The organism is Marinobacterium marinum (assembly GCF_013868415.1).
Classification (GTDB): Bacteria; Pseudomonadota; Gammaproteobacteria; order Pseudomonadales; family Balneatricaceae; genus Marinobacterium; species Marinobacterium marinum.
In genome coordinates this window covers 1-14,646 of sequence record NZ_JACEMT010000044.1, presented here as the reverse complement: position 1 = coordinate 14,646, position 14,646 = coordinate 1, and the positions used below count along the sequence as shown (strand labels likewise).

General features: G+C 55.1%; 10 protein-coding genes. 3 read left to right on the top strand and 7 right to left on the bottom strand.

The annotated features are described in order from the left end of the window. Nucleotides 1-41: 41 nt before the first annotated feature. The 6 genes from H1S06_RS08025 to H1S06_RS08000 all read right to left on the bottom strand — a co-directional run bounded on the left by H1S06_RS08025 (nt 42) and on the right by H1S06_RS08000 (nt 8,179). Complete coding sequence (locus H1S06_RS08025; RefSeq protein ID WP_181738992.1) at nt 42-446, bottom strand: Mov34/MPN/PAD-1 family protein; 405 nt, start codon at nt 444-446, stop codon at nt 42-44. Nucleotides 447-462: 16 nt separating this feature from the next. Next, nucleotides 463-1,638, bottom strand: coding sequence for a molybdopterin-synthase adenylyltransferase MoeB (gene moeB / locus H1S06_RS08020; protein WP_181738990.1), 1,176 nt, complete (start codon nt 1,636-1,638; stop codon nt 463-465). Between the two features lie 113 nt (nt 1,639-1,751). Then, nucleotides 1,752-2,087, bottom strand: coding sequence for a helix-turn-helix domain-containing protein (locus H1S06_RS08015; protein ID WP_181739028.1), 336 nt, complete (start codon nt 2,085-2,087; stop codon nt 1,752-1,754). Between the two features lie 70 nt (nt 2,088-2,157). Continuing rightward, nucleotides 2,158-3,636 (bottom strand): surface lipoprotein assembly modifier, encoded by a 1,479-nt coding sequence (locus tag H1S06_RS08010; protein WP_181738988.1) that lies wholly within the window; start codon nt 3,634-3,636, stop codon nt 2,158-2,160. Nucleotides 3,637-3,708: 72 nt separating this feature from the next. Further along, the gene (locus tag H1S06_RS08005; protein ID WP_181738987.1) at nt 3,709-4,566 is read right to left on the bottom strand and encodes a Slam-dependent surface lipoprotein; all 858 of its coding nucleotides are present in this window, start codon (nt 4,564-4,566) and stop codon (nt 3,709-3,711) included. A 112-nt stretch (nt 4,567-4,678) separates the two neighbouring features. Beyond that, nucleotides 4,679-8,179, bottom strand: coding sequence for a TonB-dependent receptor domain-containing protein (locus H1S06_RS08000; RefSeq protein ID WP_181738985.1), 3,501 nt, complete (start codon nt 8,177-8,179; stop codon nt 4,679-4,681). A 444-nt stretch (nt 8,180-8,623) separates the two neighbouring features. Here H1S06_RS08000 and H1S06_RS07995 point away from each other — a divergent pair, with 444 nt between their 5' ends. From H1S06_RS07995 to H1S06_RS07985, 3 genes are read left to right on the top strand one after another with little or no spacing between them, the layout of a single operon-like run. Continuing rightward, entirely contained in the window at nt 8,624-11,464 is a 2,841-nt protein-coding gene (locus H1S06_RS07995; protein ID WP_181738983.1) for a TonB-dependent receptor plug domain-containing protein, read from the top strand. Between the two features lie 24 nt (nt 11,465-11,488). After that, entirely contained in the window at nt 11,489-12,127 is a 639-nt protein-coding gene (locus H1S06_RS07990) for a hypothetical protein (protein ID WP_181738981.1), read from the top strand. Continuing rightward, nucleotides 12,117-13,028, top strand: coding sequence for a sulfurtransferase (locus H1S06_RS07985; RefSeq protein WP_181738979.1), 912 nt, complete (start codon nt 12,117-12,119; stop codon nt 13,026-13,028). The genes H1S06_RS07990 and H1S06_RS07985 overlap by 11 nt, the downstream gene beginning before the upstream one ends. Before the next feature lie 527 nt (nt 13,029-13,555). Here H1S06_RS07985 and H1S06_RS07980 read toward each other — a convergent pair. After that, nucleotides 13,556-14,581, bottom strand: coding sequence for an IS110 family RNA-guided transposase (locus tag H1S06_RS07980; protein ID WP_181737921.1), 1,026 nt, complete (start codon nt 14,579-14,581; stop codon nt 13,556-13,558). Between the last annotated feature and the right edge of the window lie 65 nt (nt 14,582-14,646).

Genomic DNA, 14,646 nt, shown 5'->3' with positions numbered 1-14,646 from the left:
ACCGGCACTGAACAATGAAAATAAAAACAGATAAAAAAGCGTCAGATGCGAACCACCTGCTCTTCAAGCACGGCACCGTTCGCGATGCGAAAGCTGCGCACCGGACAGTCAGCCTGCTCCCAGGTGGACACAATCAGGTAATGCGCATCCGGGTAGTGGGCATGCTCGATATCCTCACGACTGGGCCAGGCAATGCTTGCGGTATGGGAGTGATAGATCACCCGGCACTCCTGGTCGCACTCCTCCAACTCGCACCACACCTTGTATTGCTGGCGCGGATCGAAACAGAAAAAAGTCTCGGAAGCGGCCTGATTGCGCATAGGAATCAAGCGGTTGGCAATCGGACTGCCAGCATCAGCCGCCACGACACCACAGGTTTCGATAGGGTGATCCTGCCGGGCCTGTTCGATGACGGCATCCAGTACCGCGCTGCAGATTTTCAACATGGCTCTATCCTCGGCATCAGTAGGATGGCTGTGTGGGGTCGATTTCGTTGACCCAGGCCAGTACCCCACCCGCGAGATTGCGCACCTTGCTGGCGCCCAGCGCCTGCAATTCGCTGGCAACTGCCTGTGAACGCTGGCCTGCCTTACACATGATGATCATCTCGGCATCAATGCCAAATTCGTCCAGAAGGTCTCTTGCCAAACGGGCTGAACGAGGTCTTAGGCACGCCTGAGGAATACGTACGATGTCCCACTCGGTTGGCTCACGCACATCGATCAACAACGGTTTTTGCCCTTGTACCAGTCTCGCGTTCAAAGTGTGTACGGATAACTGCGGCACTTGTACGCTTGACGCTTCCTGCGTTGCCTGCCCCAGGCCACAGAAATATTCGTAATCCATCAGTTCTGTCACCGGGACCCGCTGAGGGTCGCGACGCAGTGGCAACTCGCGGTAGCGCATCTCTAGCGCATCGTAAGTCAGCAGTCGCCCCAGCAAGGGGTCGCCAATGCCGGTAATCAGCTTGATCGCCTCGGTCGCCATGACAGACCCGATCGAGGCACACAGAATGCCCAACACCCCACCTTCAGAGCAGGATGGCGCAAACTCGGGCGGTGGCGGCTCCGGATACAGATCACGATAGTTCAGTCCCAAACCATCGGGGGCGTCTTCCCAAAACACCGACACCTGGCCCTCAAAGCGGAAGATGGAGCCCCAGACATAAGGCTTGCCTGCCAGAATGCAGGCATCATTGACCAGGTAACGGGTCGCGAAATTGTCGGTCCCGTCCACGATCAGGTCATATCGGGCGAACAACTCAACGGCATTGTCAGGCTCCAGTCGAAAGGTATGCGTCTCAACCTGTACGCCGGGGTTCAAGCGCTGGATGGCTTGCTTTGCGCTTTCCGCCTTCAACTCGCCAACCTGACTGACCTGATGGATCACCTGCCGCTGCAGGTTGGATTCCTCCACCCGGTCGAAGTCAATGATCCCCAGGGTACCCACCCCGGCTGCAGCCAGGTACAACAATACCGGAGACCCCAGCCCGCCGGCGCCTATTGCCAACACACGGGCCTTTCTGAGTCGGCGCTGACCTTCCATGCCCACATCAGGAATCAGCAGATGACGGCTATAGCGATTGATCTCCTCTCGAGTCAGTTCGGCGGCAGGCTGTACTATAGGGGGTAATGGCATTGCAAAAACTCCACATGATTAGAATTGATAACCATTCTCATTAAAAAAATCTGTTAATGTGAAGCCTTGATCCGTATGCAATCAGCAATAAAAACTATGCCTTTGCTTACCGCCTATTCAGATCTGAGAAGCAGTTGTTCAACCGTGCAACCCAGCGCAATGGCCACACGCTCCAGTGTGCGCTGGCGCGGCGTAACGTCCACCCGCTCCAGCCGTGCCACCGACGACTGAGTGATCCCAAGCCGCTCGGCCAGTTCTGACTGGGACATGCCGCGATAGCTGCGCCAGGCGGCAATGCGGCTCAAGCCGCCCTCCGTTTGCATCTCGACGACACGGGCGGGCAAATGGCGCTGATTGGCGCGCAGCAATACCAGATACTCGTCATAGGGGATCACCGCAAATGCCGGTTGACCTGCTTGCTTGATCACCTGTACATCCGGGCATGGCATATTCACATCGTTCATCCTTTAACAGTGTGGGGCCGATGGCCCCGTGCAGTTGCTTGCCTGAACCTGACGTTCAGAAGGTTTTGCGCAGTTTCAGGGCTACTTCGTCACGTTGATAACCGTAGGCCCAGTCAATGCTGCTCTCATTCATCGTATGCTTGAGCGACAAGACCGGCACAAACCCCTTGATCGCCCAGCGCGGCAGATCCACATTCAGCATGTAGATCTGCTGTTTATCCTCACGCAGACCGCCCAACAGGGTGTTGGCCTCATCGTTGCGCGTTTCGCGGTACAACGCGGTTGCGTTCAGGTTGACACCCGGCAGCAGCTGACGGTACACGCCCAGGTTCAGCATCCAGGCATCACTGCTGGCGGCATCGGTGGGGAAATCCTTGCGGGTATAATCCAGCCCGCCGTACAGCGCCGTCAGCGGATCGAGAAGATAGCTGGCTGACAGGCCCAGCCGGTGTTCGTCATAGTTTTCAAAATAGACGGCATCTTCGCCCTGAAAACGGTAACGGCGCGTTTGCAGATAGGTATTGAGCTGCAGGGGCGGCGACCACTGGTGCTTCCATTCCAGCCGCAGCCCGCCCGCCTCATAGCGGGTGTGGCGGTCACTGTAAAAATGTTCGAATGTCGGCAACAGGTTCAGCTCGTTGCGGGCCGATTTATAGCTGTAACCGGCGTACAGCACGCTGGTGTTTTCATCGAAATAGTCGGTGCTGTCGGTGCCTTCCAGTGCCTTGTCGGGGTAACTGCCATACACAATGCCACGCAGAAGCAGGTTATGATGGCCGCTCAGGTTAAAACGGCGCTCGGCCGTGAGGTCGTACACCCATTCGGACGATTCCAGCGGCTCGGGCATGCGGCGGGTTACCGTTTGGCACCAGTTGGGCAGATAACACACCTGGCTGACCAATACATCGCCATTGCCCTGGTTCAGGTTAGTGTCGTACCCCAGCCCCAGCGACAGGCTGCCCTGCCAGCCGGCGCGCCGATCCAGCGCGGCCAGGTATTGATCGATCATGCCGAGCACCTGCGGCGGCAGCCCGGCGCTGCCTTGCGCCCGTTCGAAGGCGTCGCGGGCGGCGTTAAGCTGGTGGTCTTCAAAGTAGATGCGTGCCAGCTCCAGCCGGGCACGGACAAATTCGGGCTTGCCGGCCAGTGCCGTTTCCAGTGCGGCGATGGCCCCGGCATAGTCGCCATCGACCCGCGCCAGCATCCCCTCGGCCAACAGGGCCAGGTTGGCATCATGACCGGGCAACTGGCGATAGCGTTGCACAAACTGGCGCACCTTGTGCCACTGTTTCAGGTTGATGGCCACATACAGGGCCGGCCCCAGCGCCTCAAGGGTTTGTTCCACCTGGTAGGTGGTGCCATTCACGGTGAACAGATCGGGGTTGTCGGCCACGGCCGGTGCCGGGTAGGCGCGTTCTTCGCTTTGCTGTTGGCGGTCCATCTGGTTAAGCAGAAAGCGGGTGTCGTCATCGTCGGCCAGTGCGGCCGTCGGTGCCAGCAGCAATACAAGTGCGCAGGGTATTAAACGGTGCATGTCGATACATCTCAACGGCAGGAAACATAAGCACACATCCCCCTCAAGCAAACACCCTGGGGGGTTTAAGCCTTACTGCTGAGCACCGCCGAAGGCCATGTCGTTGGCCACGCCAGTGGTGTCATACATGCCTGCCAGCGCCTCGGCCTGGTTGCCGTAGAACTTGCCGGAGATGGTGCTGCCGTTAGAGAAGCTGCCAGTGTCACTGATGCTGGTACCGCTGAAGTTGACGCCGTTCAGGGTACCGGTGATGGAACCGCTGGTGCCGCTGAAATTGGCGGTCAGGGTACCGGTGTAGACACCGGCCTGAGTATCCGGGTTGTATTTCTGGATACCCACCACATCGTAGGCCACGTTGGTCAGGTTCGGCATGCTGGTGGTCGGGTTTTCACCCACGAAGAACACGGTGCGCAGTGAGCTGTCCATGCCCAGATCAGGGTCGTGCGCCGTGCCGGTGCTGCCATCCCAGGGTGCCCATTCACCGAAGTAGACGGCGTTGCTGGCGGCCAGGCCCGGCACCTTGGCGATCACCTCACCGCCGAAGTGAGGAAAATTCGGCATGGGTTCCTTGATCTGACGGTAGGCGTAGATCTCGGTCCCGACCCCGGCACCGCCGGCGATGGTGTGCTTCCAGGTTTCGGACAGCTTATTCCCCTGAATATCGATATAACCGTTACCATTCGCGGCATAGCTCACCGCCTTGTCGGTCTTGTCGATCGGCCCACCTTCAAAGCTGACAACCTTAGCAAGCACGTCAGCAGTCGGCGGATTTGTTGCCGGCATGGCGATACCAACGCCCGCGCCCAGAATCTCGCCCGTACCCACCTGAACATAGGCAGTATTGGAGGAGCCGCCCTTAGTCGCGTCGGTTGCTGCAAACGCCGGAGAGGCTGCCAGGGCGATCGCGGAAACAAGCAAAAACTTTTTCATGTTCACATTCCTTTGGTTGGGTTAGTTCAAATGGCCGCTTTACGGGGTGCGGCCGCCCCTGTCTTCCCTGGCTGGCGGGCTTATCCTCTGCCCGGCTGGCTTGGGTGTTCGGTTAAAACCTGGCCGTCAGGCCCAGTTTGAAGGTGCGCCCGGGGGCCGGCAGCGTGGTGCGGGCCAGCGGGTCCAGATAGTACTCATCGGTAATGTTGTTGACGCCTGCATTCAGCTTGAACACGTTGTTTATCTCGTAGGTGGCGTAGGCGTCGTATACCAGCACCGATTCCAGGTTGTAGGCTTCGTTCAGGTAACCGGTATACAGATAGTGTTCATCGATCCACTGCTGTTCATCTTCGTTTTCGGCACTGCTGTGGTAGGTGACCCGCCCGCCCAACTCCAGGCGGTCGCCCATCAGGCGCATGCCGCCATCCAGGTTGATGGACAACTCGGGTTGTGTACTGGTGCGGGTAAAGGTGAGCGGGAAGCCCCCATCAACACAGGCGGCATACTGCCCCAGGTTATATGGGTCGAGCGTGGCGGCGTAGTCGGCATCGCACAGGTCGTTGTTCAAGCGGTAGGTGGCGCCCAGGCCGGCAAAGTAGCGGCCGGTGTCTACCCGGGCCTGCAGCTCGATGCCTTCGGTACGCTTTTCATCAAACTGCAGCACCTGGTAATCGACATTACGGTCGATGTAGTTTTCGATGCGGTTGCGGTAGTAGTTCAGGCGTACGTCCGCCATGCGTACATTGCTGAGCCAAGGCGTCAGGTCCTGCACATAGCCCAGTTCGATATTGCGGGTGCGCTCCGGCTCGATGGAATACCCACTCGTATCCGTCTGAAATCCATAGGTATAGCCAACGGCAGACTGGGTATCTTCCCACAGGCTGGGGAAGCGCACATACTCGGAGTAACGGGCATAAACACGGTTATGTGGCGTCATGAACCAGGTGATGCCCAGCATCGGCGCCCAAGCCTCGTTGCGCCGCTTCTGCGGGCGCACCCACTGCTCTGTGGCATCAACATTCTGCGCAACATAGTTGTTGGTACTCCAAGGCCCTTCAACAATATCGATGTCTTTATATTTTTCAGGATTCGCTACTCGATCATTGGCTACGAAGGTTTTTTGCCCCAGCGGCTCGCCGGTCTCTCCGTTGTACGCCATAGTCCCAGCCAGGTACTTGGGCAGCACCTTGCCATCGGCGGTGGTTACGGTTTCATTGATATCCAAGGTGCCGTTATAGAAGGGGTTTCGATCACGCATGCCCCTGAAATCACCGTCGGCATAGTCCACAATCGCTGCCGCCAGGCCCCTTGATGCCTCGTTATCGCCCTGGATCGCGCCACCATCAAGATATGTAGCCCCCCCGATTTCTACGGTTGGGACTTTCGCGTTGACGTCGTACGTGCCGTAAAACACCAGGTCCTTATTGGCTGCCTGAAGCTCCTTCGTCACCGCGAACTGGCCGCTGGTCAGTTCGGCCAGCCAGGCATTGGACTCCGCGGCAAAGGCGCGCTGCTCATCGGTCAGGGTGCCGAACCGGCTGGCTGTACCGATTTCCTTTGCCCGGGCAAGATAGGCGTTAAGCTGAGCGGTCTGCTCTTCGCTCAGATAAAGGCCATAGGGGATCTCGGCATATGCCACCTCAGCCTGTTTAGCCCAACCGAAATCCTGGTTGCGCCGGTGTTCATCAAGGCCATCGTCAAAGGACCAGTAGCGGCTCCATTTCAGGCCACCGGTGATCATCACCGTATCCGTGGGGAACCACTCCATCTGCATGGCGGCATTGTATTCACGGCGAGTGCCCGCACGCGGGCCCATATGGCTGTTGCCCCAGACAATAGGGTTACTGCTCAGGTGAGCCTCGGATGCATCCCAGCCATCCAGCTCTTCATGCTGCGCATCGGCGCTCAGGGTGAGGGCGAAATCGGGGCTCAGCTGAAAGCGGTTACGCACGTTCAGGCCGTAGCGGTCGTGGTTCCATTCCTGGCGGGATTTATCGACCAATGTGCCATCGATAGATTCATCCCGGTAGTCAGGGTCATGCTCATAGGGGTTGGCATCAGGGTTATACCAATGTCCACACAACCATTCATAATCGTCAGCCTTCTCTGGCCAGGCTGACGGGTACACCGAACACATCAGATAATTGTTGTAGTTTACGTCGGTCTCCATCGACTGATACTGGGCCCCGCCATTCTGGTGCCGCACGCTGAAACTCTGGGTTGCCCAGGCGCCCACTTTCAGGTCGATCAGCGGGTTGTCCGGGTTCCAGCTATAGCCCAGATTCCAGGTATCCTGATCCACTTCAGACGAAGGGTTGTTGTACTGATAGGCCATATCACCGGTGCCATCCATATCAATCATACCCTCCGGGTCGTGGGCGATCAGACGGATTGATGTGTTGCTCTCACCGTAAATTTGCTCGGTGTTCATCCAGCTCAGGCTCAGCTCCTGATCATGGGGCAGCTCCAGCCGACCTTTGAGCAGGGTGCTGGTCATTTCACTGTGCGTATTCAGTACCTCCTGCCCTGGCCGAAACAGGTTAGCCAGGTAATCGCGGTATTCGCTGCTGTTCCCTCCCCCATTGCTTTTAGCCTTGGCCATTGCCTCACTCCAATCCTCGGTGCGGTAGGCATCGGCGCCGTTTTCACCGGCAAAATAGTTGCCGCTGCGGCGGTAGCTGTGCACGCCAATCAGGTCGAAGTGCTCCTGCTCGGCGGCAATGGCCAGACGCCAGGCGTAATCCTCGCCATTAAAGCCCTGGTGGTCGCTCCGGCTTTCCGGCACCAACGTAATCCCACCCCCAAGCGGCGCAAATATTCCGCCATAATCACCACCCATTCCAGTGATCGGTACACCATCCGCCTTAACGTCACGGTAATCCTGGCCATACCAGCCGTTGGCCCCATCACGCGCAGCCACCGTGTTGGTGGCGGTTTCGGTTTTCAGCTCGATGCCCCAGGTTTTGCCCGGCTGAATGATATCGCCCGGCTCCAGCGTACGGATGCGCACGGCACCGCCGATACCGCTGGGGCCTTCGAAAGACGGCCCTTTCTCGGCGGTAATACCCCCCACCAGGCTGGGGTCTACATAGCTGCGGTTACTGGTACCGCCCGGCCCCAGCCAGATGGTGGTGGCCTGCTCGGTGCCGTCGATCAGCACCGGTACACGACCGGTGCCCTGAATGCCGCGGATGTTCGGGTCCAGCGCACCGGAGTTGCGCGCCTCGCCGGTGTACACGCCATTCAGGCCCTTGAACAGGTCTGCTACCGAGGTGCCTCGGTAATTTTCAATGTTTTCGCGAGTGGCATGCACGTTGGAAATATCGCGCAGGAAGACATCTTCCGTGGCCAGCTCGCGGCCTTGAATAACGGTAGTTTCGCTGTTGGCGACCGGTAACGCTTCCTCAGAAGTGACATCCCTGTCAACACACTCCTCCCTAGGACCCTTTCCAACCGCTGCATCGGCTCCTTTCTCACAGTTAAGCGTCGAGGAGTCTGTGCTGGTGTTTCTCGCAGCTTCGGCCGCCTGTACGGCAGTGCTGGATATAGCCAGCATCACTGCCAACGCCAAAGGCCTGAGCTGAGGCGCCTCCCGATACAGCGGAACGTTCATGTATCATTCTCCTTGTTGTCTAGCCCTGGCTAGCGGGGCGTTTAGTAAGTGTTAAAGGGCGGCAATACCTTTTGCTTCACCCACCCGGCACACCATCTATACTACCCACAAACAAGAATGATTATCGGTTAGATTAGTACTTAAAATTGAAGATTTCGTATGAATTTTGGTGTATATCCTTACGATATGTACAGCTATTGAATGAACTAGCCGGGCATACAACGAAGACCGACTTCAAACGGCCCAAGTCAACACTTGTAGTGGTCAACCATTCCCGGACAGTAAATTAAGCTTTTCCTCTGCCAAAGCCTCCGTCTTCTCACACCTATTCACCCATTACTAAAAAATAAATATAAATACCTAATAAAAACTTATTGATACTGATAATGATTTTCATAATCAGATAGAATCTGACTTTTTAGCCGACAGGAGAATGAAAGTCAGATGTCGCAGAAAGCACTGAACCGTATCCTTGCCTCTCCCAGATGGCGTACCAGTTTGGCTGGCTTTTGCCTGTTAACGGCCAACCTGGCGCTTGCTCAACCCTCTCCTCATTCCGATCATGTGTCCACACCTCACAGCATCAACATCCCTGCTCAGCCCTTAGACCAGGCGCTAACCCAACTGACTGAGCAAACGGGCGTGACATTAGCCATTCAGGCGAATGATCTTCCAACAACCATGTCTCCAGCGCTTAAAGGCAGAATGGGGCTTGAAGACGCATTGAAGCTGTTGCTATCCAACTCCCTTTTGCAGGCAAGAATTACGCCGGAAGGCCATGTGCTGATTACGGATGCACCCGATCAGGCCATGGTCATGCCACCCGTTTTAGTGCTGGGGCACGATCAACAACTTGGTATGACGGTCTATGACCGTGAACACATTCGGAGCATGCCAGGCCGACACGGCCAGATCACTGAATTGCTACGTCAAAACCCTGCTGTCCAGTTCGATCGCAACTCCCGCAGCAGCAAGAATCCTGCTGACCTGGCCTCCGAAAACATCTCGATCAATGGTGCGAAGTATTGGGACAATAATTTCTCAGTTGACGGTGTAAGCATCAACAACGATCTCAACCCCGGTGGTCAATCGGTCACGGCCAACTCCTCCATGACCGACCTGCCCGCTAATACCAGTCAAGGTATGAATCTGGACACATCCCTGCTGGAATCAATCACCGTTTATGACAGCAATGTCCCAGCCGAATACGGCGGATTTACTGGAGGCGTGGTGGAAGCCGACACGCGTACGCCCACTCGGGAGCTGTCTGGCAGTGTATCCATGAGCCTGACCCAAGACAGTTGGACCGAGTATCACCTGGATGATCGTTACGAGGAGGATTTTCATGCCCCCAGTGATGCCGATGGTACAGCTGAGACACAACCCAATTTTAGAACGTTGACCTATCGTGCAACCCTCGAAGGCTACCTGACCGATGATTTCGGTCTGATAGGCAGTTTCGTACGCCGCACCTCGAACATTTACGATAAAAACATCTATGCCTCCAATTTCGTCGACAATGGCGTTACTGCACCTTCAAAAACCGACCTCACCCAGCAGGTTGATAACCTTTTTCTCAAGGGAGTTTGGGCGGTTAATGATCGGCTAAACCTGAGCTCTACACTTAACTATGCGCCTCAATCCGCAGAATATTTCAACATCAATACGTTAAACGGCGGTTTCGATATTGAATCCGGCGGCCTTCAGACCACGCTAAAGGCCGATTGGCAAGGCGACTGGGGCACGTGGCAGCATGGATTAAATTATTCCAGCCTCGAGCAGTCACGCCAAAATGGTGAAGATTATTTCAAGGCTTGGTACGCATCCGCCGATAAAAACTGGTCTGACCCGACTCAGCGCTGGAATGCCACGATGGAGGGAAGTTACGGCAATATCGAACAAACTCAGGACAAATTTGGCTACGACTTCAAGCTGCAACTGCTCCCACTTCAAACAGGAGCTGCCGAACACAGCTTTAATCTGGGAGGCAACGTTGAGCATACGGCTGCCACCTATGGCCGAACAACCGAGTTTACCCAGGCGAACGGCACGGACTTAATACCAACTTATACGTGTCAAACAGCATCCGGCGATATTGATGATGCCTTCTGTTCAGCCACACCGATTATCGCCACTCCTTACCGTGGTTGGGCCCCGGACGCAGGGCAGATGTTCAAGCGTCTCTATCACTACGTACCAGGTGAGATAAAGGTCAGCCAGACCGCTGTCGGTGCTTTCGTTGATGACCGCATTCAATGGCACAATCTGAGTGTACGCACCGGTATAAGAGCCGAATGGGACGACTACCTGCGCAATGTCAATATTGCCCCTCGCCTTGCACTGAACTGGGATCTATTTGGCGACCAGCAAACACGCGTGATCGCCGGTGCTAACCGTTATTACGGTCGCAGCATTTTTGATTACCGACTACGTGAGCAGCGCGAATCCATGCGCTATTTCAGCCTGCGTGATCCCAACACACTGGAGTTTGGTGAACGCATACTGGCAGCCAAAAACAGCACTCATCTGCAGGATCTGAAAACGCCCTATGATGATGAAGTAACACTGGGTATTGAGCAGGTTTTTGCCGACACATTGTTCTCGCTCAGGGTGGTAGACCGCAAGGGCCGTGACCAAATCCATCGCGAGCGCATCAGTAATGACGGTAGCCACGAGGATCTGGCGACGACCTACTACACCTACACCAATGACGGTACCACAGATAGCAAAAACTATTATGTGAGCATCCGCCCCCAAGGCACACTCAATCTCTGGCATACATTCACCCAGGGCGAACTGACGCTGGGCTGGAGTGACGTTACAACCACCGGTAGCCATTATAACCAGAACCTTGACGACACCCTTGTCATGTATAAAGGCTCACCCATCAAGACCTATGACATTCCGGTCGACAATTACACCCGCCCCTGGACTGTCGGCCTGACAACCAAAACGCATATCCCTGCCGCCGGACTGACACTGGCCAACTTCTTCAACTGGCGCTCCAGTTACTCTCAGGTTATTCGTGATGGTCGAATCGACTATCAGGGTCAGCGTATTTACAACTATGTCGACTACGACATCGATGCCGCACTGACATGGGATATGCGTGTTGGCTGGCAAAAGGCTGTGGGCAGCAACGAAACGCTATTTGCCAACCTGGATATCGGTAACGTGCTTAACGATAAGAACACCATCGGCAGCAGCTCAAGCTCAAGTACCTCCGCCGAAATCGACTATGAGCTCGGCCGTAATTTCACCCTCGAAGTCGGTTACCGCTTCTGACCCCCACTTCACAGAATCAATTTGATGGAAACGACCATGTTGAGAAAGTATTACCTACCCGCCCTGCTGGCCATCGCCCTCGTCGGCTGTTCAGACAGTCAAGCCGACAGTGTGTCACCCTACAGCTTGCCGCTGGACCTGTTGCGATTGAATGCTGACACGCCCGAACGGATCACCGTAACGCAAGTGGTTGATCAGCCTCGGTTCGATAAACTGGAGCCAGGGCTGACCGAATGGCGCAGGCCGCTCGCTGAAGAAAATGACCAGGCCATGCGCTCACTCTCCTACTACGTCAAACAATCACCGCTCAGCGAATGTTCACAGCTCTGTGGTCTCAAGGTTACGGGGGAAAATCGTATTCCGGGGCAGCTTATGACCTTCACATGCAATCAACAGCCGATCAACCTGCGTGAGTTTTACTCCACACCAGGATATGCAGGGCTGGCGTTACCCGCGGATAGCGTCAACTTACTTATAAATGAACGTCCGGCGCAGCTGCAGCGCCTCAAATCGCTTGCCGGCAGTGAAGCGACCCTACTGGCTTGGGAAGGTGCCGATCGCGGTTTTGCCCTCTTTGCTCCCTCGGCCACTGAGGATACTGCCCGCGCATTGATCGAAATCGCCCGTGCTATTGATAATGGAGATACCCCCCATGACGCTTAAAACACTACTGACTTCAACCTGCCTGTTGCTCCTGTCGATCCCGGCCCTGGCCAGTCCACTGGTTTCAACGCAGTGGCTGGAAGCACACCTTGAAGATCCGAAAGTGCGTATCTTCGAGGTCAGCGTTGTGCCTGAGCAGTTTGACATGGGACATATTCCTGGCGCCTTCAACCTGGACTGGCACACTGATCTGGTTGACAGGATTCGCCGCGATATCGTCAGCCGAGACGATCTCCAGACACTGTTGCAGCGTGCTGGTGTCAATCGGGACACTACATTCGTGCTCTATGGTGATAACCACAACTGGTTCGCAGCCTGGGGCGTCTGGATACTGGACCTCTACGGTGTCGACAACGTCAAGCTACTGGATGGAGGCCGCATCAAGTGGGAGCTGGAAGGCCGTCCTTTGACTCGTGTAAGCCAGCAGACCCGCAATATGGGTAATATTGAACTGCAACCGGCTGATGAGCGTTATCGCGCTCGTTTGCAGGACGTTGTTGCCGTGGCCGAGGGCAAGACCGATGCAGCTCTGCTGGATATTCGTTCTCCTGACGAGTATCAGGGACGCGTGATTGCACCACCAGGCTCTCTGGAACTATCCATGCGTGCCGGTCATATTCCCGGAGCGGTAAATGTTCCCTGGTCTAGGGTGGTCAATGAAGATGGCACCTTCAGAGCGATCGACGACCTACGAGCCCTCTATGCTGACGTTGGTATTACCGGTAACAAGCCGGTCATCACGTATTGCCGTATTGGTGAGCGCTCCAGCCATAGCTGGTTCGTGCTGAAAAAGCTACTCGGGTACGATGCACGTAACTATGATGGTTCATGGACAGAGTACGGCAATTCAATTGGTGTCCCGATCGACAACCCAGCCGGCACGCTGTGGCGAGGACTTTAAAGCTCAGGCATGGCATAGGTGGGCCTGGCAAATACGCCAGGCCCTTTCCAGTATTGGATAGTTGCAGCTCGTCTCGGTCCACAATCGAAATACTGGCAGGTGCCTTTGTCGGTGAGGGACCGTGCAGGTGGTGGTCACAACGACCACATCATCATTTGAAACCAAGGCCTCCACTCTTTCAGTAGAGACAAGCAAGAGGGCCATGGCAGTGGCCGACTACGCTGTAGTACGTGACATGGGCATGGATGAATAAACTCAATGAGAGTTTCATGATATAATATAACATCTATGGACGCCCCGTTTTGTGCAAGCAAAACATTTCGTGACATGAAGGTATTGCAGCCATCTATCCGGATTTTTACGAGGTATTAACCTCTATCCCTGATGAATTCCGCTGACTGGATGCTAATCATTTTAACGTTCTCTGTACGAACGATGTTAGTCGCAGCCTTATCCAGTCTCGGCTCTACCTGTCTGTCATCAGCAAGTTCTGCCCACGCAAACCTCAGCGCGTTCCTGTCATTGGTTTATTCAGCAGCCGGTTCTATGTACCGCTGCCCTTTATTCAATAATGCCCATGCTATACGTGCTAGCTTGTTTGCCATTGCTACAATGACCACATTCTTGTTTGCTCGCACTGATAGTGCATGTAACCAGTTGCTAACGGCATTTTTCTTGGTCGCTGAATGCCTTAGCACTGCTCGCGCACCATGAACCAACATCCTGCGCAAATATGCATCCCCACGCTTACTGATCCCTCTGAGTACTGTTTTGCCGCCACTCGAGTGCTGTCGTGGAACAAGGCCTAACCACGCTGAAAGTTGGCGGCCGTTCTTGAATGCCAATGCATTACCCACGGTTGCTACCAAAGCTGAAGCGGTTAAACGACCAATACCTGGTACTTCAAGTAAACGCTGGCATGCCGAATTGTGTTGCACGTGTTGGTCAATTTCACGATCCAACTCACCAATGCAGCGCTCTAGCTCCACCCAACGAGCTCTCATACGCTCAATGTGGCGCTGCATCAGTACCGGCAGCTGATCTTCATTTATGCCATAGCTGTCGCGGAACCACTGCTTTAGACGCGCCGGGCCGGATGGCACTGCTATGCCAAATTCACCTAAGGTTGCACGTAAGCGGTTGATTAGAGCAGTACGGTCTCTCATTAACCCATCACGCTCACGGTGTATCAGCAAAATACTCTGCTGATCAGGCGTCTTCAGCTCCACAAAACGCATATGTGGCCGAGATACTGCCTCACAAATCGCTTCCGCATCAGCAGCGTCATTTTTGTTGGTTTTTACATAAGGTTTTACGTATTGGGGTGGAATCAGCTTCACTTCATGTCCGCAGTCAGTAATAACTCGACCCCAGTAGTGCGAGCTGCTGCATGCTTCCATCCCAACTGTACATTTGGATAACTTTGCAAAAAATGCGTAAACCTGTGTCCTCCGCAATGACTTTCTGATTACGCAGCGCCCACGTTCATCAGCACCGTGTACTTGAAAGACATTTTTCGCAAGATCCAAGCCGATCACTGATACCTGTTCCATGATGCATCCTCCACCTGGTTGCTACCAACTAGCAGTATAGGAGGGGCGTCCATTTCATTATTTTA